Source organism: Carnobacterium sp. CP1 (assembly GCF_001483965.1).
GTDB lineage: Bacteria > Bacillota > Bacilli > Lactobacillales > Carnobacteriaceae > Carnobacterium_A > Carnobacterium_A antarcticum.
Genome location: NZ_CP010796.1, coordinates 1 through 23838 on the forward strand (window position 1 = coordinate 1; position 23838 = coordinate 23838).

At 37.6% G+C, this 23838-nt stretch carries 16 protein-coding genes and 7 pseudogenes; 20 read left to right on the top strand and 3 right to left on the bottom strand.

The window, feature by feature from the left end:
* Nucleotides 1-112: 112 nt before the first annotated feature.
* From NY10_RS00005 to rplT, 18 genes and pseudogenes are all read left to right on the top strand, one after another.
* Nucleotides 113-860, top strand: a pseudogene (locus NY10_RS00005) (zinc-binding metallopeptidase family protein).
* Nucleotides 857-1167: pseudogene (locus NY10_RS00010) on the top strand (thioredoxin family protein). Before NY10_RS00005 ends, NY10_RS00010 begins: the two co-directional pseudogenes overlap by 4 nt.
* A gap of 47 nt (nt 1168-1214) precedes the next feature.
* Nucleotides 1215-1676: a universal stress protein gene (locus NY10_RS00015; protein WP_058918062.1), complete on the top strand. Its 462-nt coding sequence runs from the start codon at nt 1215-1217 to the stop codon at nt 1674-1676.
* Nucleotides 1677-1688: 12 nt separating this feature from the next.
* Nucleotides 1689-2299 (top strand): annotated as a pseudogene (ytpR, locus tag NY10_RS00020) (YtpR family tRNA-binding protein).
* Nucleotides 2300-2945: 646 nt separating this feature from the next.
* Nucleotides 2946-3260, top strand: a complete 315-nt coding sequence (locus NY10_RS00030) for a hypothetical protein (RefSeq protein ID WP_058918064.1) — start codon at nt 2946-2948, stop codon at nt 3258-3260.
* 50 nt (nt 3261-3310) lie between these two features.
* Entirely contained in the window at nt 3311-3505 is a 195-nt protein-coding gene (locus tag NY10_RS00035) for a hypothetical protein (protein ID WP_058918065.1), read from the top strand.
* 502 nt (nt 3506-4007) lie between these two features.
* Nucleotides 4008-5413 (top strand): annotated as a pseudogene (locus tag NY10_RS12370) (DNA translocase FtsK); the annotation flags it as partial.
* 503 nt (nt 5414-5916) lie between these two features.
* Nucleotides 5917-7243 (top strand): annotated as a pseudogene (gene murC / locus NY10_RS00055) (UDP-N-acetylmuramate--L-alanine ligase).
* 205 nt (nt 7244-7448) lie between these two features.
* Nucleotides 7449-10106: pseudogene (gene polA, locus NY10_RS00060) on the top strand (DNA polymerase I).
* Nucleotides 10107-10139: 33 nt separating this feature from the next.
* On the top strand, nt 10140-10964 hold the full coding sequence (mutM, locus tag NY10_RS00065; protein WP_058918068.1) for a DNA-formamidopyrimidine glycosylase: 825 nt from the start codon (nt 10140-10142) through the stop codon (nt 10962-10964).
* Nucleotides 10965-11008: 44 nt separating this feature from the next.
* Entirely contained in the window at nt 11009-11623 is a 615-nt protein-coding gene (coaE, locus tag NY10_RS00070) for a dephospho-CoA kinase (RefSeq protein WP_058920176.1), read from the top strand.
* Between the two features lie 187 nt (nt 11624-11810).
* Entirely contained in the window at nt 11811-12278 is a 468-nt protein-coding gene (nrdR, locus tag NY10_RS00075; protein ID WP_058918069.1) for a transcriptional regulator NrdR, read from the top strand.
* A 25-nt stretch (nt 12279-12303) separates the two neighbouring features.
* Nucleotides 12304-13740, top strand: a complete 1437-nt coding sequence (locus tag NY10_RS00080; RefSeq protein ID WP_058918070.1) for a replication initiation and membrane attachment family protein — start codon at nt 12304-12306, stop codon at nt 13738-13740.
* 2 nt (nt 13741-13742) lie between these two features.
* Nucleotides 13743-14668: pseudogene (dnaI, locus tag NY10_RS00085) on the top strand (primosomal protein DnaI).
* 428 nt (nt 14669-15096) lie between these two features.
* Entirely contained in the window at nt 15097-17034 is a 1938-nt protein-coding gene (gene thrS / locus NY10_RS00090; RefSeq protein WP_058918071.1) for a threonine--tRNA ligase, read from the top strand.
* Between the two features lie 216 nt (nt 17035-17250).
* Complete coding sequence (gene infC, locus NY10_RS00095) at nt 17251-17772, top strand: translation initiation factor IF-3 (protein ID WP_058918072.1); 522 nt, start codon at nt 17251-17253, stop codon at nt 17770-17772.
* Between the two features lie 25 nt (nt 17773-17797).
* Complete coding sequence (rpmI, locus tag NY10_RS00100) at nt 17798-17998, top strand: 50S ribosomal protein L35 (RefSeq protein ID WP_058918073.1); 201 nt, start codon at nt 17798-17800, stop codon at nt 17996-17998.
* Between the two features lie 101 nt (nt 17999-18099).
* Complete coding sequence (gene rplT, locus NY10_RS00105) at nt 18100-18459, top strand: 50S ribosomal protein L20 (RefSeq protein ID WP_058918074.1); 360 nt, start codon at nt 18100-18102, stop codon at nt 18457-18459.
* 188 nt (nt 18460-18647) lie between these two features.
* On the opposite strand, the gene NY10_RS00110 is transcribed toward rplT, so the two are convergent.
* From NY10_RS00110 to NY10_RS00120, 3 genes are all read right to left on the bottom strand, one after another.
* Nucleotides 18648-19745 carry an ISL3 family transposase gene (locus tag NY10_RS00110; RefSeq protein WP_197408968.1) on the bottom strand — a complete coding sequence of 366 codons (1098 nt, stop codon included), beginning with the start codon at nt 19743-19745 and terminating at the stop codon, nt 18648-18650.
* Between the two features lie 361 nt (nt 19746-20106).
* Nucleotides 20107-21111, bottom strand: coding sequence for a tryptophan--tRNA ligase (trpS, locus tag NY10_RS00115; RefSeq protein WP_058918075.1), 1005 nt, complete (start codon nt 21109-21111; stop codon nt 20107-20109).
* A 91-nt stretch (nt 21112-21202) separates the two neighbouring features.
* Nucleotides 21203-21571, bottom strand: a complete 369-nt coding sequence (locus tag NY10_RS00120) for a DUF3899 domain-containing protein (protein ID WP_058918076.1) — start codon at nt 21569-21571, stop codon at nt 21203-21205.
* A 258-nt stretch (nt 21572-21829) separates the two neighbouring features.
* Between NY10_RS00120 and opp3b the strand changes: the two genes are divergently transcribed.
* On the top strand, nt 21830-22777 hold the full coding sequence (opp3b, locus tag NY10_RS00125) for an oligopeptide ABC transporter permease (protein WP_058918077.1): 948 nt from the start codon (nt 21830-21832) through the stop codon (nt 22775-22777).
* A 56-nt stretch (nt 22778-22833) separates the two neighbouring features.
* Complete coding sequence (gene opp3C / locus NY10_RS00130; RefSeq protein ID WP_156413299.1) at nt 22834-23826, top strand: oligopeptide ABC transporter permease; 993 nt, start codon at nt 22834-22836, stop codon at nt 23824-23826.
* Nucleotides 23827-23838: the final 12 nt, after the last annotated feature.

Genomic DNA, 23838 nt, shown 5'->3' on the forward strand with positions numbered 1-23838 from the left:
GAACAAGGACTTTTTAACGTGGTTCCTCTAGGCGGATGGATCCTTATGTTGTTTCGGCACAACGGTTCACATTGCAGACAGCAAAGGGAGATTACCTTGTGTTTCATCTTCTGTGCCGCCGCATCTTTTGAGAGGGAAAGATGGACAAGCAGGGAAACCGGAAATAGGCGATATCCTTTTTGATGCAGGTTTTGATTCTAAAGAAGAAGCGAAGCTTTTGGTGTTCGACCTGGCGATACTATCGTGCCGATGTTGAAACGGTTAAGATGGCCAAACGGCAAAAAAATACTTGGGAAAGCTTGGGATAATCGTTATGGAACGACTGTCGTGATAGAAGCGCTCAAAGAGTTGATGGTGAAGAATTGCCAAATACTTTGATTGCTGGAGCAAACGTTCAAGAGGAAGTCGGCTTACGAGGAACTAAAGGAGCGGTTCATCAATTCAAACCTGATTTATTTTTTGCTGTTGATTGTTCTGCTGCCGATGACTTGACGGGTGATAAAGCGAATTTTGGACATTTAGGCGAAGGATTTTTACTGAGAATCCAAGATCCAGGTATGATCACGTTGAAAGGTATGCGTGAATTTTTATTGGATACAGCTGAGACTCACAATATTCCTTATCAATTTTGTTTCTAAAGGCGGAACAGATGCTGGTGGGCGGCTCATGTTATGAATAATGGAGTTCCCAGCGCAGTAATTGGTGTGTGTGCACGTTATATCCATACTCATCAAACGGTTTTTCATATTGATGACTATGCTGCAGCTAAAGAAATGGTTCTTCAAATTGCCCGTACGTTGGATCGCAGTACATTTGAAATTATGAAAACAATTAAATCAATAAAAGGAGTGCGAAAATGAAAAAATTAGCAACCGTTGAAGAATTTGATTTGCTTACACAAGCCGATAAAGTGGTATTCTTTTTCACGGCAGACTGGTGTGGCGATTGTACATTTATAAAACCAGTCATGCCAGAAATTGTTGAAAGCTATCCTGAGGTTCAGTTTATTGAAGTGGATCGAGACCGTTTTATTGATTTGTGTGGAGAATTAGCTATTTTTGGTATTCCCAGTTTTGTAGCTTTTGAAAAGGGCAAGAAGTTGGACGCTTTGTCAGCAAAGATCGTAAAACAAAAGAGGAAATTGAAGCTTTTATCGAAACATTGTAATATACTAAGCTTATCTAGCACCATATAAATTATAAGGAGATGAGGATATGTTACAAGATACTCAACAATACGCTCATATTTTAGTTGCTGTTGATGGAAGCGATTCTGCTAAAGAAGCTTTTGAACAAGCTGTTGAAATCGCTAAACGAAATCATAGTGAGTTAGTTATTGCACATGTCATTGATACGCGTTCTTATAATATGGGGATTGAAAGCGCCAGTTTTGACGTTCTTGAATTTGATCTAACTGAAATGGAAAAGCTGTTGAAAGAATATGGCGATAAAGCTAAAGCAGCAGGTTTAGATAAAGTAACGACGGAACTTGTAAAAGGGTCTCCGAAAATAGAGTTAGCAAAAGATATCCCTGAACGACACCGTAGTGATTTGATCGTTGTTGGAAAAACAGGGTTGAATATGGTTGAGCGCTGGATGATTGGAAGCGTTAGTGAATACATTATTCGACAAGCTCCATGCGATGTCTTAGTAATAAGAAATACAGAAAAAGGATGAGAAAATTACATGATAATAAGCAGTTACAATAGGGATGGCATAGGGGACACATTAATCTTAATGACAGGAAAAAGTGTGTTTGCAGAACAAGGATTTGAAACAAAAGAAAATATTACACGCATCTTTAATCAGAAACAGGCGAAACGATTGGCTTTAACTTCTTCCAAGTGTCAGATGTGCTTCAACTTGAAGGGAAAGGGCCTGTGACATTAACAACGGAACAAGTGGATCAATTAAATAACTGCTTATCAAAAGCCGGTTTTAATGAACAGCTAGTAGCGGACACAACTCCTAAGTTTGTGGTTGGTGAAGTAAAAGAATGTGTGCCTCATCCAGATTCTGATCACCTTTCTATTACACAAATAGAAGTAGATCAAGAACAAGTGATTCAAATTGTTTGCGGCGCAGCGAATATTGCTAAAGGGCAAAAGGTCGTTGTGGCTAAAGTAGGTGCTATGATGCCAAATGGTTTGATTATTTGGGATGGCGAGTTAAGGGGAGAACCAAGTCACGGTATGGTTTGTTCAGCTAAAGAACTAGGCATAGAAAACCCGGAAGCGACAAAAGGTATTTTAGTTTTACCTGGATCAGCTGTAACAGGAGAAGCATTTCAAATGAACTAAATAAATGAAATAAGATAAGACAGTAGTGCAATAATGACTACTGTCTTATTTCGTTTTCATATTTATTCTAAACAAATGAGTAAGATTAGCCCTACAATGCCTTTGATATTTGTGTTAAACTAAGACACGAAACTACAGAGAGGAAAGGAGCGTCATCATGCCAAAATATGATGGACCAAGTTATCAAAAGGGCCAGAAACGGTCACATAAAACCAAGTTTCCTTTCTATCGTGACTCTGAAACGTAGCGAAGAAAGAGAGCCTTTTTACTCGTACAAAAAATAGCCAACTTGAACAACCCATAAAATTAACCGCGAACTGCCTACGAAAGGGTCGGAAATGCTTTTTTCTGAGTTGATTAGTCAAAACAATCTAGAACGAAAACAGCGAACGGAAAAATCTAAAGTTATCGCTACTCAAAATCCCAATTAAAAAAGAAAAGAAGCTATGGGAAATCGAATAAGAAACCATGAAAAAGCCAAAGAAGCTTTGAAAAATGACGATATGCCGTTTCAAACTGGACGGAGTTCGACTCCTTTTAAAGTTCAAAAAATACCTTCGCCTTATTATGGATTTCAAGAGAATGATAAAAAGAGAAAAAAAAGATTGATTATAAAAGATAGCACAAAGAATTAAAAAAGAAGCCAATGAATTTATTTTATTGGTTGATCATTTGTCTGCAAAAATGGAAAGTTTATTTAAAGAAGAACATGCTGTACCTTTTAGCAACGACACCAGAGGAGCCTGTTGTTTTAGAGAATCCGGAAGAAGAAAAACAATCTAGTTCTTTTAATCAGCGCAAAAGAACGTTAAGGCGTTCATTAGCAGGAATGATCGAAGAGGATCAAGATACCCGTCTAAATAATGGAAAAAATGTATCAGGGTATTTTAATGAAAAAGGTACCGACAATGAAATTGTTATGCCTGAAGACCCGAAATACTTGTTCCAAATGAAACCTTAAGAGTATCTGAAGAACCTAAAGAAACGGACCTTGCCGTTAATTTAGAACCATTGCCGACCTTAGAAAAAGAGTCAGCGATAGAAGAAGCGAATGAATCAATCGAAGAGAGCCAAGAGAATAAAGCTGCGGTGCCAGACAATGAGATTCAATCAACTGTTATTGATGCAGATGCTTCGCACCAAAAGAAGACGAAACCAGTGCAGCAATGGATGCAGACTTGTCTGAAAGCACGGAAGCTTCTTTAGCTGAATCAACAACTGAAGAACTGACAGCTGAAGAAATGAAATGTTGGAATTTAAAGCAGCAATGAGTCGTCTGCATTATTTAGATAAACAAACCTTTAAAGAACAAGAACCGGACATTCTTGAAGAAAAGAACTACCCCAAAAGAAACTAGAGGAACAATTAAACAGAGAGCTTCAAAAAGAATTGCCGGATCGTCATGGGGATGAAAAGCAGATCAGACTATCTCGTCAGCAGCACCGATCATCCTAACAGAGAACGGAGCTGAGCTGCCTCATAAGGAGTCATTAAATGAGGAGCCAGCTACACTTTCAGTATCGGAAACAGCCATGACAGCAGAAAAACCAACGAATGATTTGCCTCATCAAGAAAAAACTTTTGTTTCTGCGAGAAATGAATTATCAAATGAGAACAACACTCAACAACTGAAAAAATGAAAAACAGCCATTAGTTGCCACAGAAATTAGAAGAGGATTAGAAGAAAAGTAGAGTTAAGTGCTTACCAGTTCCTTCATTAGAATTGTTAAATCCACCGGTTGAATTTAAAAGCAATGCTGTGGATGATTGGGTATTAGGTCAAGCCGAGTTACTAAATGAGACGTTAGAGCATTTAATATCAACGCTCAAGTAGTAGGGTGGACAGTTGGTCCTGCGTTACCCAATTCGAATTGCAACTGGGTCGAGGTGTAAAAGTAAATAAAATCACTAATTTATCCGATGATCTGAAATTGGCTCTAGCAGCGAAAGATATCCGTATCGAAGCTCCTATTCCTGGGAAAAGTACGGTAGGGGTTGAAATACCAAATAAAAATTCAAGACCTTTATGCTTTCAGAAGTAATGGCGAGTGAGGATTCAAAAACAATCCTTCTCCGTTAACAGTTGCGATCGGTGTCAATTTAGCTGGTGATGCAGTGGTTTCAACGATTGATAAAATGCCGCATGGTTTAATTGCCGGCGCAACAGGATCAGGGAAAAGTGTATTTATCAACTCTATCTTAGTCAGCTTGTTGTATAAGGCTAAGCCAAGCGAAGTTAAACTGATTTTAATTGATCCGAAAGCTGTTGAGTTAGCACCTTATAATGCGATACCACATCTTTTGTCACCGGTTATTCAGAACCTAAAGCAGCGAGTGAAGCATTGAAATGGGCTGTTAATGAAATGGAAGAGCGGTATCAAAAATTAGCAGCTGCTGGGGTAAGAAACATTCAGCGCTTTAATGAAAAAGCTGAAGAGCATGGAGATTATGGCTTGAGGTTGCCTTACATTGTGATTGTTATTGATGAATTAGCCGATTTGATGATGGTTGCAAGCAGCGATGTTCAAGATTCTATTGTGCGTATTACACAAAAAGCACGAGCTGCAGCATTCATCTTTAGTAGCGACACAACGGCCGAGTGTTGATGTTATTACTGGAACGATTAAAAATAATATTCCTACACGAGTTGCTTTCATGGTTTCTAGTCAAGTGGATTCCCGTACTATTATGGACAGTGGAGGGGCAGAAAAATTATTAGGACGAGGCGATATGCTATTCTTGGAGAATGGAGCCAGTCAGCCGATCCGAATTCAAGGACTTATGTAGAAAAGGAAATTGATTCTATTGTAAAACATGTAAAAGATCAACGGAAAACCAATTATCTTTTTGAACCTGAAACCCTTTGGCTAGAGTGGAAGCTGTTGAAAATAAAGATGAATTATTTGGTGAAATTTTGCCGTTTATTATTGATGAAGGTCAAGTCTCAGCGTCTTCTTTACAACGCAAGTTTAAAATTGGGTTTAATCGAGCATCTAATTTAATTGAATCGCTGAAAGTGAGAACTTGATTTCTGCTAATAAAGGCTCAAAACCACGTGATGTTTTATCACTAAAGCCGACTATGAAGAAAATACCTATAAAACATACTAACTGAGACATTTGGTCTCAGCTTTTTTGGTATTGGTAAGCCAAATAAAGGTATTTATCTTCTACGATTTTGAAATTCCGGCAGAAATTCATTTCCCCTAAGAATTCCCAACACGATTTGTCTATGAATCTTTTTTTATACCGCTAACTTTATTAGTATTAAGTATCCATTAGTCTATTTAGATGAGAAATTGGTTTCATTTATTACATGTATTCGCTGCCAATATTTGGTTTAAATTAAGATTCAAGCAGAAGCTTATTATTGGTAGGCTAAAAAAAAAAATCATGGTATACTGTATTCGTTGTATTTTGCAAAGGATATTTTTGAAAAAAACAATTAACAAAGCAATGAATTTAATTGATTCCCGCCTTAAGCAGATGGTGCTGATAGGACAAAAGATTTTTTTGAAACCCATTCAGTCATCAAAAAGAAACAAAACAAGCTTTAGAGCAGGGTTACTTAGTCTAATAACAAACAAAATGTAGCTAAATAATGGAGGCTTTATAAAAATGAATAATGAAACAATCTATCATTTCGTTGGATTAAAGGTTCAGGCATGAGTGCATTAGCTTTGATCCTTCATGATAAAGGTTTTAAGGTCCAAGGTTCTGATGTAGACAAGTACTTCTTTACACAAAAAAACATTGAAGAAGCCGGTATTCCTATTCTGGCTTTTGATAAAAAAATATTCGTAATGGCTTGACCATTATCGCCGGAAATGCTTTTCCGGATTCACATGAAGAAATTGTTGCTGCTAAAGAACTGGGATTATCAGTAATACGTTACCAGGATTTCCTTGGTGATTTACTGAAACACTATACTAGTATCACGATTACAGGTTCACATGGAAAAACGAGTACGACAGGACTTCTGGCTCATGTCATGAGTACAATTGTAGATACGAGTTATTTGATCGGCGATGGTACCGGGCATGGTGTTCCCGATGCAGATTTCTTTGTACTGGAAGCGTGCGAATACCGTCGTCATTTCTTAGCGTATCATCCTGATTATGCTATTATTACCAACATTGATTACGATCATCCAGATTATTTTACTAGTTTGGAAGATGTAGTGGACGCCTTTAGTGTGATGGCTCAACAGGTTCAAAAAGCCATTATTGCTTGTGGAGATGACGAGCAATTGGTGAAATTGCATGCGAATGTTCCTGTTGTGTATTATGGTTTCGGAGATCACAACGATTTCCAAGCTAAAAACTTGAGTCGTTCAATCACCGGTTCAAGTTTTGACGTTTACATTAGAAATGAATTTTATGGCCACTTTGTAATTCCAACATATGGCAAACACAACATTCTAAATGCTTTAGCGGTCATTGCCATCTGTCATTATGAAAATATTGATAAAGACAAAGTGGCAGCTAATCTTAGAACATTTGCTGGTGTTAAACGCCGTTTCAGTGAAAAATTGATGGCAGATATGGTCATTATTGATGATTATGCTCATCATCCTTCAGAAATACGGGCAACTATTGATGCTGCTCGACAAAAGTATCCTGATAAAGAAATCATTGCAATTTTCCAACCACATACGTTCACTCGGACTGTAGCTATGTTAAGTGAATTTGCAGAAGCTCTTAATTTAGCCGATTCGGTTTATCTATGTGATATCTTTGGTTCAGCACGTGAGCAACAAGGTGATGTAACAATCGAAGACCTAGCTGAAAAAATCGATACAGGTGCTTTGATCTTGAAAGAAGAGAACATGTCACCTTTATTGGAACACCACGATGCAGTTGCTATTTTTATGGGTGCAGGAGATGTTCAAAAATTCGAATTGGCTTATGAAACCTTATTAAGCCGTTCCACATTAAGCAAATAAATAACAAAATGGAGACTGGGGGAAAAAGTGGCAAAGACACTTTTTCCCCCAGTCTTTGTGAGTCTAGTCGTCTTTTACCAGATTCGCTATCTAAAGGTTTTTTTGGTAAAATATTAATGAAGAAAAGGGGCATATCGATCGGTTCATTTCATAAGATGAACGGGAGAAATAATCCTTATAGAACTGAAAACAAAGGAGCTTTTTTATGACTCAAAAAAATAAATTATTATTAATCGATGGGAATAGTGTTGCATTCCGAGCTTTTTTGCTTTGCACCAGCAGCTTGAACGGTTTAAAAATAAAAGTGGTTTACACACGAATGCTCTTTATGGGTTTCATAGTATGATCGAAAATGTCTTGACTAAAGAAAAGCCTACTCATGTTTTAGTTGCTTTCGATGCCGGAAAAACGACGTTTAGAAATGCTTTTTTTGAAGAGTATAAAGGCGGAAGATCAAAAACACCGAGTGAATTTTCGGAACAAATGCCTTATTTGCGCGAGTTGTTAAATGGCTTCGGTATCAAGCATTATGAATTAGACAATTATGAAGCGGACGATATTATAGGAACCTTGTCAGCACAAGCAAATCCTGCTGAATTTGATGTGGTCGTCGTTTCGGGCGACCGAGATCTCACACAACTAGCTAAAGAAAATGTACGGGTGGATATCACTGTCAAAGGCGTTAGCGAACTGAAAGAATACACCGTTGAGTCTATTCAAGCAGAGATGGGAATTTCCCCGATGCAAATTATTGACATGAAGGGTCTCGCTGGGGACGCTTCGGATAATATACCAGGGGTAACTAAAATCGGTGAAAAAACAGCGTTAAAATTATTAAAAGAATACGGCTCAGTTGAAAATATTTACAATCACGTTAACGAGATGAAGAAAAGCAAAATGAAAGAAAATTTGATCAATGAAAAAGAAACGGCGTTCTTAAGCAAACGCTTAGCCACCATTGATCAAGATTCGCCTATCACCATTAAGATAGAAGATCTAGCTTATACCGGACCAAATACGGAAAAATTGATTGATTTTTATAAAGAAATGGATTTCAAAACACATTTAAGCCGATTAGATACAACAGAACATGATGCTGAAAACGAAGCTAACCGCGAAGCAATCGTCTATGAAACTGTAACGGAAATTTCACCAGAGATGTTCAGCGATAAAATGGCTCTCTATGTTGAAATGCTGACCGACAATTACCATACAGCGGATATCGTTAGTATCAGTTGGGGAAATGTTGATCATATCTATGTTGGGGAACCGGAATTGGTCTTAAATTCAAAAGATTTTCAAGATTGGGCTAAAAATCCGAAGTTTAGCAAACAAGTTTTCGATGCTAAACGTACTTTTGTGGTATTGAAACGGTATGGTATCGATGTTGAAAATATACAATTCGATATTTTGCTGGCTTCTTATATATTGAATACTAAAGACAATAGCAAAGATTTATCAGAAGTAGCAACAGAACATCATTACTTTGAAGTAGCTTCGGACGAAAGTGTCTATGGTAAAGGGCTAAAATTCATCTGCCGGAAGATCCGGCGGTGATGCAAGATCATTTAGCGCGGAAAGTCAAAGCAATTTTAGTTTTAAGTGCTCAACTTGAACAGCATTTAGCTGAAAACAACCAAAGCGAATTGTTTTACGATATGGAATTACCGTTGGCGATGGTTTTAGCAGAGATGGAAATCACAGGAATAAAGGTGGATGCTCAACGATTGCGAGAAATGAAAGTTGAGTTTGCAGAGCGTTTGTTAGCTATTGAAAAGCGAGTTTACGAGCAAGCGGGAGAAGAATTTAATTTGAATTCGCCTAAGCAGCTAGGCGTCATCTTGTTTGAAAAAATGGGTTATCCAGTTATCAAAAAAACTAAAACAGGGTATTCAACAGCTGTAGACGTTCTTGAACAACTACGAGACCAAGCACCCATCGTGGCAGATATTTTAGAATACCGTCAAATCGCTAAACTTCAGTCAACGTATATTGAAGGTTTATTAAAAGTCATCCATGGACACAATGGTAAGATCCATACACGGTACATGCAAACTATTGCACAAACAGGGCGTTTAAGTTCTATTGATCCAAATCTGCAAAATATACCTATTCGTTTAGAAGAAGGACGAAAGATCAGACAAGCTTTTGTTCCCAGCCATAAAGGGTGGAAAATATTTGCTTCTGACTATTCGCAAATTGAATTACGCGTTCTGGCGCATATTTCTGATGACGAACATTTAAAAGCTGCCTTTATTGAAGGTCAAGATATCCATGCCAGTACAGCCATGCGTGTTTTTGGAATTGAAAAGCAAGAAGATGTGTCTTCTGAGATGCGCCGTCGTGCTAAAGCAGTTAACTTTGGCATTGTATACGGCATTAGTGATTATGGTTTATCAAAAAATTTAGAAATCAGCCGTAAAGAAGCTCAGAACTTTATAGATACGTATTTTATTAAATACCCAGGGTTAAAACCTATATGGAAGAAATCGTTCGTGAAGCCAAAGATAAAGAGTACGTTGAAACACTTTTCCATCGACGTCGTTATTTACCAGATATCAATTCACGTAATTTTAATTTACGTTCATTTGCTGAACGCACAGCAATGAACACTCCAATTCAAGGCAGTGCTGCAGATATCATTAAAGTGGCAATGATTGAAATGGATAAGCGGTTGAAAGAAGAAAAATTAGAAGCAACAATGTTATTGCAAGTACACGATGAGCTGATTTTTGAAGCGCCTGAAGCTGAAATTCCAATCCTTGAGAAATTGGTTGCTGAAGTGATGGAAAATGCAGTAGATTTGAATGTACCGTTAAAGGTAGAAAGCGACAGCGGCGACAATTGGTACGAAGCGAAATAAAACAAGCTAGGATGAAAAGGAGTTGCTAAAAGATTGCCAGAATTACCAGAAGTGGAAACGGTCAGAAAAGGTTTGGCCCAACTTGTCGAAGGCAGGACCATTGTAGGGGTTGATGTATATTGGGACCGGATTATTTCTGGACCCATTCACAGTGAAGAATTTGCAAACCAGCTGATTGGAGAAAAGTTGGTTGGTTTCGAACGAAGAGGGAAATACTTGATTTTTCTCTTCACTCACTGGGCGATGGTATCCCATTTACGGATGGAAGGGAAATACGAAGTAGAAGCGAAAGAAACTCCGCTAAAGAAACACACTCATGTGGTCTTTCATTTAGATGATGGCTGGGACCTGCGTTACCTGGATGTTCGGAAATTTGGCCGAATGACTCTTGTTCCATTAGGAGAACAAGAAAGTGTTGCTGGTTTGAAAACATTAGGTCCTGAGCCTGTACCAGAAACGTTTAAGCTTGCTTCTTTTCAAAAAACACTCAAACAAAAAACGCGGGCAATCAAGCCTTTGTTGTTAGACCAAAAAGTTGTAGCAGGGTTAGGAAATATCTACGTAGACGAAGCCCTTTTTAAAGCTAAAATCCACCCGCTAAGACCGGCTAATACCTTAAAACTATCAGAAACCAAACGCCTCCACGAAGCAATCATACAAGTGCTAGGGGAAGCTGTGGAAGCTGGCGGGACTACTATTAGAACTTATAAAAATGCTCTAGGAGAAGCCGGTAGTTTCCAAGTGAAGCTGCATGTTTACGGAAAGACAAATGAACCCTGCATTTACTGTGGAACACCTATTCAAAAGTTGAAAGTGGCTCAAAGAGGCACCCACATTTGCCCGAGCTGTCAAAAGTAACAGGAGACAAAGCGGATTACAGGATGAAAAAAGAGGTGAAGCAGATGACATTTGTTTTAGGATTAACAGGAGGCATTGCCACGGGGAAAACAACTGTTAGCGAAATTTTTAAAGAAAAAGGTATACCAGTTGTAGATGCAGATATTGGAGCACGAGTAGTGGTTGAGCCAGGAACAGATGGTTTAAAAGATATTCAAGAGCATTTTGGTGAGGAAGTGCTTCGACCGGATGGTTCTTTAGACCGTAAAGCATTAGGAACGATTGTTTTTGCAGACAGCCAACAACGAGAAACGCTAAACTTGCTTTTAGGAAAACACATCCGTAGATGGATCAGAGAACAAAAAACGCATTATTTATTAACAAATCCGCCGCTGATCATCTTAGATATTCCTTTATTGTTTGAAAGCAATTATTCAACAGAAGTGGATCAAGTTATGGTAGTTGCCTTATCAGAAAAGACACAACTTACCAGACTGATGGAGCGGGATACTTTGACGCGTGAAACAGCTGAACAGAGGATCGCTGCCCAATTGCCTATTGCTGAAAAAATAAAAAGAGCGGATGTAGTGATCGATAATAATGGCACACGTCAAGAAACTAAAAAACAAGTAATGGAATGGTTGGATCATTTTTTTGAAGAAACCGCTGCTCTAAATTAACTAAAAGATTTTTAGATGAAAGAATGAGTGTAAAGTAGACTCATTCTTTTTATCGTATCAAGAACCATCCGTATTAGCGGGGCTTTTCTGGTGTTTCACCTCGGTACTACCTGTGGTATAATAGGGTATAATCGTGGCGAGTGTAATAAAAAAATGCGAGAAATCATAAAAAAAAGGATGATGAATAGTGCAATGTCCTCGTTGTCAAAATAATGGTTCTAGAGTTGTCGATAGCCGTCCTGCAGATGATGGACGTGCTATTCGCAGAAGAAGAGAATGTGAAGCATGTAGTTTCCGATTTACAACGTTTGAACGAGTAGAGCAAGCACCATTACTGGTGATAAAGAAAAATGGCACACGCGAAGAATTTAACCGTGAAAAGATTTTGCGGGGCATCATTCGCTCTTGTGAAAAAAGACCCGTTGCAGTGGAACAAGTTGAGAAAATAGTTGACGACGTTGAAAATAAAATCCGCAGTTTAGGAGAAAATGAAATTTCATCCGCTATTATTGGAGAATACATCATGGAAAAACTAGCAGAAGTTGATGATGTTGCTTATATTCGTTTTGCAAGTGTGTACCGACAATTCAAAGATATGAGCGTTTTCTTAAAAGAACTGCAAGAATTTGAAAAAAAGAAATCAGAAAAGAATTAATGGAATCAGAAAGGTGTGACGGCATTTGAGTTATCCTTGGAAAAACATGAGTCCAAAAGACGGATTCATGGTCCGACAAAATGCCTTGCTTTCGGATATGGATCAAAAAATCCTGACTTTTTTATATCAGCCTCTCATTGGGGCAACAGCTTATAGTTTGTATATGACGTTATGGACCGAAATTGGGGAAGAATCTTATTGGAGCGAAGGGATTTTACATTCAGAATTGTTGACATTGCTGAATGTAGGCATCCCCGAACTCTATCAAGCAAGAATTAAATTAGAAGCTATCGGATTATTAAAAAGTTATCTTCAAACGGATCCAGAGAAGCTGTATGTTTATGAACTACTGGCACCTCAATCTAGTGCGGTGTTTTTTAACGATGACTTGCTAAGTTTGCTTCTCTTTGAAACGATCGGAGAACGAAAATTTAGAAACCTAAGAAGCCGTTTTGTAGTGGCCCCTCTTAATAAAGAAAAATTTCAAGATGTTACAAAGTCGTTTTTAGATGTCTATCGTTTTGATGCAGAATTATTTAAACAAGAAAAAGCGTTATTGAAAGAACCAGTTGAATTAGTAGGGGCAACCCAGCCTGAGGGGCCGACGATTGATGCTCAAACATTTGACTTTAAGTTTTTTTATACAGGGCTAAACAGCCACTATATCAATCGTTCGGCAATTACAAAAGATTTGGAAAAAACGATTTTAGTTTTGCATACGATGTATGGTATTAATGAATTGGCCATGCAGCGGTATATCTTAGAAGCTAGCGATATGGAAACAGGGAATATTGACGAACGAAAATTAAAAAATGTCGTCTACCATGATTATCACAAAAACAATCAAAAGAATGTTCAGTTGCAAGATGTGGTTGAAAAAGATATCCAAGTTGATCAAAAACAACAAAAAGTTCGTGAAAATGATTTGAAACAACAAGGTTTATCAGAAGATGAGATTAAAATCATCGAAGTGAGCGAACAAATTAGTCCTTATGATTTTATGACTTCGATCAAAGATCAAAAAGGCGGTTATGTGACTAAAAATGAAGAATGGACATTAGAAGAGATCCTTCGAAAAGCTAATTTGCCTTCTTCTGTTGTCAATATTTTAATTCATTATATTCTCGTAGCTAGAGACAATCCTATTTTTGAAAAAGCTTTAGCTTATAAAATTTCAAATGACTGGGCCCAAAATAAAGTGTTTTCTCCCGAGATGGCTCTTCAAAAAGTTAAAAAAATGTATTCAGAAAATGCTGAAAAACAACAAACAGTCAAAAAACAATATGGGAACCAAAGACAGACTAATTATGGGAAACCTGTAAAAACGAGAACAGAAACCCTGCCAGAATGGGCAAAAGAAGGAAATACAGCAAAAGCTGAACAGCCGATGAGCGAAGCTGAAAAACAAGCCTTTATGGAACGGCTGAAAAAAATCCAAAACTTTGGGAAAGAAGGTGACTAAAAATGGAAGATATTGGCAAGAGTCTAACAAAAATGCTGAAAGAACGAAATTTATCTGATCAATATGAAAAACTGATCCAAGATGTACTAGACGATCCTGATGTGCAACAGTTCATCGAAGAGAACCGAGGAAAATTGAGCAACGAAGCTATTGTGAAAAGTTATGCCAAGCTTTATGAATTTGTAAATGAAAAGAAAAAGTACCAAGAAAAAACCGGGATGATGGCTCCTGGATATCACCCTCAACTAGTGATGAATTATTATTTTATTGACGTCACTTATGTCCCCACAGCTGAATTGATCGCAAAACAAAAAGAACAGGCTATTAAAAGTCGGATTCATTCCATGGATATGCCTAAAGACGTCAGAACAGCGACATTTGAACGGTTTCATCTAACCGATGAACGAGCTGTCGCCATCACCGCTGCATATGATTTTATTGCAGACTATTTAGACGATCCGAAAGCTTTTCATCAAGGATTGTATTTACAAGGAGCATTTGGTGTTGGCAAATCATTTTTGTTGGGGCTATTGCTCATGAGCTGGCTGAAAAAGGATACCCTTCTACACTGATGCATTTTCCTTCTTTCGCAGTAGAAATGAAACAAGCCATTGGCCAGAATACGACCGGAGAAAAATTAGAAGCTGTAAAAAAAGCTCCTATTTTAATGTTGGATGATATAGGTGCTGATTCAATGTCTAGTTGGATTAGAGACGATGTCTTAGGTGTCATTTTGCAGTACCGTATGCAAGAACAATTGCCAACGTTTTTTTCTTCCAATTTTGATATGAAACAATTGGGTGAAGAGCATTTGCGAATGACGCAACGGGGAGAAGATGAACCATTAAAAGCTCAACGGATCATGGAACGTGTTCGATATTTATCTAAAGAAATCAAAATGATCGGTGAAAACCGCAGATTATCTTAACTCCATACCAATAAACGATGAAATGAAGAGCGGCATGATCATTTAATGAAACTTTACTTGAATTTATCCTGAAAGAATGGTTTAATTACATCAATAGATAAAATCTTTGAGAAAGACACCGAGATAAGAAAGCAATTTTTTAAGAGAGGGAAACAACTGCTGCAAGTTTCCTAAAATTGATCTTATGTTGACCCCTTTCGAGTGCCGCTGTGAACCGTTAAGTATTAGCAGCCGGTCGTTTAGCCAACGTTACCAGCTTAGAGAGAATTCCTGTTGATTGTGAATGGGGGATTCTAAATCTGGGTGGAACCACGAATTTTACGTCCCTTTTATGTTAGGTAACTAGCATAGAAGGGGCTTTTTTATTTGGTCACAGCTTGAAAGGCTTTTTTGATAGAAAAAAATTTGAATCATTGGAGGAATGAAACATGTCAGAAATCAATATTACTTTGCCGGATGGCGCTGTAAAAAAATTTGCAGCAGGTTCGACAACAAAAGATATTGCTGAAAGCATCAGCAAAAGCTTAGCTAAAAAAGCATTAGCAGGGAAGTTCAATGGAGAATTGGTAGACTACACTCGACCGTTAGAAGCAGATGGTTCACTTGAAATCATCACACCGGATCATGAAGATGCGTTACAGATTTTACGCCATTCAAGTGCTCATTTAATGGCAAATGCGTTACGTCGTTTATATCCTGAAATCAAATTTGGTGTAGGTCCTGCTATTGAAAGCGGCTTTTATTATGATACAGATACAGAAATGCCGATTACGGAAGAAGATTTACCGCTTATCGAAGCTAAAATGATGGAAATCGTGAAAGAAAATAATCCTATTGTCCGCAAAGAAGTTACACGTGCGGAAGCTCTTGAGTTATTTAAGGAAGATCCTTATAAAGTCGAATTGATCACTGAACTGCCAGAAGATGAAACGATCACAGTTTACGATCAAGGAGATTTTGTGGATTTATGCCGCGGCGTCCATGTTCCGTCAACTGGACGGATCCAAGTCTTTAAATTGCTTTCGCTTGCTGGAGCTTATTGGCGAGGAAATTCAGACAATAAAATGATGCAACGGATCTATGGGACAGCTTTCTTTGATAAAAAAGACTTGAAAGAGTTTATCAAAATGCGTGAAGAAGCTAAACTGCGCGATCATCGTAAATTAGGAAAAGAATTAGACTTATTTATGATCAGTCCTGAAGTTGGGCAAGGGTTACCATTCTGGTTACCAAAAGGGGCAACCATTCGCCGGACAATAGAACGGTATATCGTTGACCGTGAATTGAGTTTAGGGTACCAACACGTTTATACTCCGATCATGGCCGATGTTGAATTTTATAAAACATCTGGACACTGGGATCACTATCATGAAGACATGTTCCCGCCAATGGATATGGGAGATGGCGAAATGCTCGTCTTGCGCCCAATGAATTGCCCGCACCATATGATGGTTTATAAAAATGACCTGCACAGTTACCGTGAATTGCCAATTCGAATTGCTGAATTAGGTCAAATGCATCGGTATGAAAAAAGTGGAGCTCTTTCAGGATTGCAACGCGTTCGTGAAATGACTTTAAATGATGGGCATACGTTTGTTCGTCCAGATCAAATCTTAGAAGAATTCAAACGCACAATGGAATTGTTGTTAGCTGTTTATGCAGACTTTAATATCACAGATTATCGTTTCCGTTTGAGTTATCGGGATCCTAAAAACACAGATAAATATTTTGATGATGACGCAATGTGGGAAAAAGCTCAAACGATGCTTAAAGCAGCGATGGATGAGATGGGACTGGAATACTTTGAAGCCGAAGGAGAAGCAGCTTTTTATGGTCCAAAACTAGATGTTTTAGTGAAGACAGCCATTGGAATTGAAGAAACTCTCTCTACCGTTCAATTGGACTTCCTGTTGCCAGAGCGTTTTGATCTAACTTATGTTGGAGAAGATGGTGAAAATACTCATCGCCCAGTCGTTATTCATCGCGGAATCGTTTCTACAATGGAACGTTTCGTTGCCTACTTGATTGAAGAGTACAAAGGGGCATTCCCAACGTGGTTAGCGCCAGTGCAAGCTACGATTATTCCGGTAAACCTTGAGATGCATGCAGATTATGCTTATGAACTGAAAGAAAAAATGGCAGCAATCGGTATGCGCGTGGAAGTAGATGACCGGAATGAAAAAATGGGATATAAAATTAGAGCGTCACAAACACAAAAGATACCGTATCAATTGGTATTGGGAGATAATGAAGTAGCTGAATCAAGTGTCGCTGTCCGGAAGTATGGCGAAAAAGAAACAGAAATAATGCCAGTTTCTGAATTTTTAGAAGCCGTAAAAAAAGAAATTGAAAATTTTAGCCGTTAACAGTTTACAAAGATAAATAATCATGGTATGATATATAAGTTGAGAAAACAAAGCAGGAGCCCTCGCTTCTCGCCTTAGTTGACTAAAAGTCTCTGGGCTAGATATAAACGATGATGACTTACGCACGGCGTAAGTTGGAAATTATTTATAGGCGGGTTCATAGTGAACTCGTCTATTTTTTTCTGCTGTTCTTTCTCTCAAATCTAATGGAGGTGTATGACCATAGCAAAAGATATGATGGTAAATGACGGCATTCGTGCACGTGAATTGCGCGTTATAGGTAGCGAAGGCGAACAACTTGGTCTTAAAACCAAAAGTGAAGCCTTGTCAATTGCAGAAGCAGCAAACTTAGACTTAGTTTTAGTAGCGCCCACAGCAAAACCACCCGTAGCACGAATCATGGATTACGGCAAATTCCGTTTTGAGCAACAGAAAAAAGAACGTGAAGCTCGTAAAAACCAAAAAGTCGTCGGACTGAAAGAAGTCCGTCTGAGTCCTACAATTGACTTAAATGACTTTAACACGAAATTACGTAATGCTCGTAAGTTCCTTGAAAAAGGCGATAAAGTTAAAGCATCAATTCGATTTAAAGGTCGTGCCATTACTCATAAAGAGATTGGTAAGAAAGTTTTAGATCGGTTAGCATTAGAAACTGCTGATATCGCTAGTATCGAATCAGCTGCTAAAATGGATGGACGTAGTATGTTCTTGATTTTAGCGCCAAAAACTGAAAAGTAAGAAGACTTTGAGGAGGAAAAATTAAATGCCAAAACAAAAAACACACCGTGGTTCAGCTAAACGTTTTAAAAGAACAGGCGGCGGCGGATTAAAACGTCACCATGCTAAAACAAGCCATATGTTCGCTAACAAATCTCAAAAACAAAAACGTAAATTACGTAAAGCAGGAATGGTATCAACTGGTGATTACAAACGTATTCGCCAAATGTTATCTCAATGGAAATAATTCCTGATAAAGTTTAGTTCATTCGTTAACTTAACATAGCCTTAAAACATTATTGAAAAGAGTTTTCTTAGAAAGAAAACATCTTAGAGGAGGAAATTAATATGCCACGTGTAAAAGGTGGAACGGTTACTCGTAAACGTCACAAAAAAATATTAAAATTAGCAAAAGGGTATTATGGTTCTAAACATACTTTATTCAAAGTATCTAAACAAGCTGTTATGAAATCATATCAATACGCTTATAGAGATCGTCGTCAAAAGAAACGCGATTTCCGTAAACTATGGATTGCACGTATCAATGCAGCTGCTCGCATGAACAACATGAGTTACAGCACATTTATGCATGGTCTTAAATTAGCTGAAATTGATATCAACCGTAAAATGCTAGCTGATATTGCTGTTACAGATGCAGCAGCATTCACAGCATTAACCGAACAAGCTAAAACTGCTTTAGGAAAATAATGCTCTAAAAGCTGATTTTTTTACCCTTACTTATAAAAGGCGTAATGAAAAAACTCTCGAAAATGGATGTTATCATCTGTTTTTGAGAGTTTTTTTGTACTTTAAATGGTTCTACGTCAACTGACGTTGGTAAAGAATTTTAGTCCCTTATTTAATTAAAAAAACTTGAACACTTTTCATGGTAGGCGTTATGCTGCTATGAAAAGTGTTTTTTCGTTCTGTTTAATAGCCGCTGGTTTCATATTAAAATGCAGAAGAATACGATTTTTATAGTTCACGAAGTTTCGGTAGCCGTAGGCCACACGGTTAAGAACTTTGATCTTATTGTTGATTCCTTCAATTTTTCCGTTTGAATACTTATAGGTAACGGTATTTTTTATGTGCTTCGTATGTTTTTTCAATGTTTTGAGGCTCGTCTTCATTGGTTTTGAAATAAGTGGATAATCTTTTTCTAAAATCTTTACTAGCTCATCATAGTCATTCTCTTCAAGAGCCTTTAGAATCGTTTGATACACCTCATAAGTCTCTTTCAGAACGGTGTTGTAGCCCAACAGTTCGTCGACGATCGCTGATTCTAAGCGTAGACCAAATAAAGCATAATAAGTATAGGTTGTATAAGACAGTTCAGATTCTTTCTTTAAGATTTTTTTCCAAAACCGTTTTAATCGACGGTACTTTTTCATATCTTCTCCATTTGAGGTATGAAATTGATTCATAACCGTTATCCTTGTACGATTCAGTGAACGATTAATCAGCTGGACAATATGAAAACGATCAATAATGATCTTGGCGTTTGGAAAAAGAATGGGAATAAAATTGACGTAACCAGCGTTCATATCGACTGTAATGGTTTCTACTTTTTTTCTAGCCTTTAGGCTATACCGTGAAAGGAAATGGTCTTTTATTGTTCGACTGTCTCGAGAAGGCAAGATATCAATGATCGTTCCTTTTTCGGCATCAATGTATTCAAAAGCCATTGTGCTATTGGCGTACTTAAACTCGTCAAACGAAAGATGTTTAGGAAGCCAGAAGTAATGCGGTTTGTAATTCTTAGCTTGCTCGTTAATAACGCGCTGCGTCGTTGCTGAAGAAACTCCCGTTTGACTAGAGATATCTTTTATAGATTGAGCCATAGACGATTTATCTAAAATTTGTGCTTTTACATGATTTGAAATAAAACAATTTTCTTTCAATAGAGGCGTTTTCGCAGTAAATGTAGCCTCGCATTCTTTGCACTTGAATCGTTGCTTTTTAAGCAGTAAATAGGTGGGATGAACGCCACTCATAGGCAAAGTAATGCGCGAACCTGCGTCCCGTTACAATAGACGGTATACTGCTCGTTTGGTATATGGCACTTCATACATTCCTGAGGAATGTAGGTCAAACGACCTTTAATAAATTTACATTTTTTCCCTTTGAATTGACCGTATTCTACGCAATTCTCTTCAAAAACAATGTTTTTGTCTTGTATATCTAGTACTTTTCGCATATCATTTGATGTAGGCAAGTGAGTTCTCTCCTTTGAATGAGTTGTGGTGACTTTAATTCTACAGGAGAACTCACTTGTTTTCTATTTTCACGAAAAAAGACGTTAGCAAGTTTTCACTCACCAACGTCAAATATTGTACAACCATTATTTGTTTGATTTTAACGTGATTTTCTTCCAAGTCCAACAGCGTTTTTCATTTTTTGCAATGTTTTATTCGCAACTTTTCGAGCTGATTCAGCTCCTTGATCTAAGATGAGGTCTAGTTCGTCGGATTTCAGCAGTTCTGCATGTCGTTGTTGAATAGGTTCCATGACAGCGATGACAGCTGTTGCTAATTCATCTTTAAATTCCCCATATCCTTTGCCGGTATACATTGTGACTAATGAGTCAATGCTTTGGCCAGAAAAAGCAGAGAAAATAACCAAGAGATTAGAAATACCTGGTTTATTGATCGGATCATACTCGATGATTCCGCTTGAATCTGTTACAGCACTTTTAAATTTTTTACGAATAATAGAAGGCTCATCTAACATTGAAATAAATGATTTAGCATTTTTATCAGATTTGCTCATTTTTTTTGTTGGTTCTTGCAAACTCATAATACGTCCGCCTTCTTCAGGAATCTTCACTTCAGGTAAAGTCAAGATAGGCTGCCCAGAACTGTATTTATTGTTGAAACGTTCTACGAAATCACGTGTTAGTTCTAAGTGTTGCTTTTGATCATCTCCGACAGGAACTAAGTCAGTTTGGTATAAAATAATATCGGCAACCATCAAAGGAGGATAAGTCAATAATCCAGCAGACACTCCTGCACGTTTATTTTTCAAAGATTTGTCTTTAAATTGAGTCATTCGTTCTAACTCACCAAGGGATGTATTGCATTGAACGATCCAAGCCGCCTCAGCATGGGCTGAAACCTCCGATTGAATAAAGATAATCGATTTTTCAGGATCTAATCCAATAGCTAAATATAAAGCAGCGAGACTTTTGATTTGTTCTCTTAATTTTAACCGATCTTGAGGCATTGTAATAGCGTGTTCGTCAACGATACAGTAATAACTATTGTAGTCTTCTTGTAAAGCAACAAATTGCTTCATGGCTCCAATATAATTTCCGATAGTAGGAATCCCGCTAGGCTGAATTCCTGAAAAGATGGTTTGCATAAAAACACTCCTTTTGAAAATTGCAATACATTCATTATACGTTATAAAACCAAAAATGGGCAAAGAGTCTATTAACTTCTCTATTCTTTATTTAAAATAAGTAATGACCGGCTAAAGCGATAAGACAAATGATCAATAAGCCAAAACCTACTTTTAACGGGTATTTATAACCAGTTCCAACAGCTCTTGATAAAGCCATAAGTTCAGTTTCATCATCCACCAAAGGTTCCTTCCGTTTTGCTATAGCAGCAACTCTTCTCATACTGTAATGAAAGAAGTCAAAAACGCCTGAATGAAGAGTAGCCCAAAATAATCCGATGATCAAAAAAGCGCCAGCAATCATAAAAGTAAGATTAGTTGTCTGTAAAAAACTGATTTTTTGATAGAGAATCAATTCAGAAATTAAGCATAAAATAAGAATGATGATAATAAGATTAGTAGCAGTAAGTTTAAATCTCATTTTTTAACCTCCAGAAGATTCGTACTCTATTTAAATTTACATGAAAACAAATATAAATACAACGGAAAAATAAAATAACAATTTGATGAACAAACGGGTAGCATCAGCTGTGTTTATGCCATTTGTTTTTAATTTTTCGGCATTATAATATGGGTGAAACAAAAATTCTTTTGCAATTATGCTTTTGACAAGCTATTCTATATAGTATATTCTCTTTTTGAATAGAATTAAAATTAATCGTTGGAGGTGCTTAAATCGATGAAAAGTTATGCTAAATTTCTTGGGAAACGTATCTTGTATATGTTTTTGACATTATTCTTAATTGCATCGATCACATTCTTCCTGATGAAGCTCTTACCCGGTACTCCATACAGTAACCAGGATAAATTATCAGAGGAACAAATCTTTATCATGAATGAAAAATATGGACTAAATGAACCTGTTCCGGTTCAATACTTAGTTTATATAACCGGCTTATTGAAAGGAGATTTAGGTGTTTCTTTTCAATTCAATAACACTCCTGTAACAGAATTGCTGTCTACGCGGGTAGGGCCATCCATGCAGCTGGGGATTCAGGCGGTAGTCTTAGGAACGGTCTTAGGGATTATCTTAGGGGTTATAGCCGCTATGAATCAGAATACTTGGATCGATACAACAGCTACCTTTACAGCAATCTTAGGGCGGTCGATACCAAACTTTGTTATTGCAGTACTGTTACAGCTGATTTTTGGAGTTTACTTAAAGTGGTTCCCGATCGCTTTGTGGAATGATGGATTTCAGTCATCTGTCTTACCGACCTTAGCACTCGCCATTTCGCCTCTTGCAGATTCGGCTCGTTTTATTCGAACTGAGATGGTAGAGGTTCTTGGCAGTGATTATGTCGAATTGGCACGAGCTAAAGGTTTGAGCCGATGGATCGTAGCTTTTAAACACGGTGTTCGGAATGCCTTGATTCCTTTGGTAACCATTTTGGGGCCTATGGCTGTCGGTTTAATGACCGGTTCAATGGTTGTTGAAAATATTTTTGCTATTCCAGGGATTGGTGAACAATTCGTTAAATCAATTATGACTAATGACTATCCTACGATCATGGGTGTAACAGTTTTATACTCTGCAATGCTTGTAGGCATTATCTTAGTAGTGGATATTCTTTACGGAGTAATAGATCCACGTATTCGTGTTGCAACTGAAGGAGGGGACAATTAATGAGTGATTCAAAACAAAAAGCTGTTGTTGATGAGACAACTACCTTGCCTCCTGAAATGTTTGTTCCAGCTGGTAGTTTAAATGCAGCAGATAATGAAAAAATAGCAGCGCCTTCTTTAAGTTTTCTACAGGATTCTTGGAGACGATTAAAGAAAAATAAAGCTGCGGTAGTTAGTTTGTTTGTACTGATTATTTTTGTTATCTTAAGTATTGCAGCTCCGGTCATTTCGCCACATGATCCGAACCACCAAACGGTTTCACATGCTAACTTGCCGCCTAAAATTCCAGGATTAAACATTGATGGTTTAAACGGAACGCAAGTTATGGGGAATACACGTGTGGACAAATACGAACAGCAAGGTGTGCCAACAGATGCTTATTATATTTTAGGAACAGATGGCTTAGGCCGTGATTTGCTTTCGCGTATCTTACACGGAACCCGCGTGTCGCTCTTGATTGCCTTTGTCGCAGCGTTATTTGACTTAACCATAGGTGTTCTTTATGGATTAGTATCAGGTTGGGCTGGCGGAAAAGTTGATAACGCTATGCAACGGTTATTGGAGATTTTATCCGGTGTGCCAAACTTAGTTGTGGTTATCTTAATGTTATTAGTCTTAGACCCAGGTATTAAATCAATTATTATCGCTTTAGCGATTACAGGTTGGATTTCAATGGCTCGGGTTATTCGAGCACAAACATTGAAGTTGAAAAACCAAGAATATATTTTAGCAGCAAAAACATTGGGAGAGTCTCCCTTTAAAATTGCTATTAAACATTTGATTCCAAATTTATCAGGGATTATTATCATTCAAACAATGTTTTCAATTCCAGCGGCTATTTTCTTTGAAGCCTTCTTAAGTTTCATTGGTATTGGTATTCCAGCACCAACGGCTTCTTTAGGAACATTGATTAACGATGGTTACAAAACATTCCGTTTCTTACCACATTTGATGTGGTATCCGGCAGCTGTTATTTGTATTTTGATGATTTCATTTAACTTGCTAGCTGATGGTTTACGTGATGCATTTGATCCAAAAATGAAAGATTAGCGAGGTGAATCC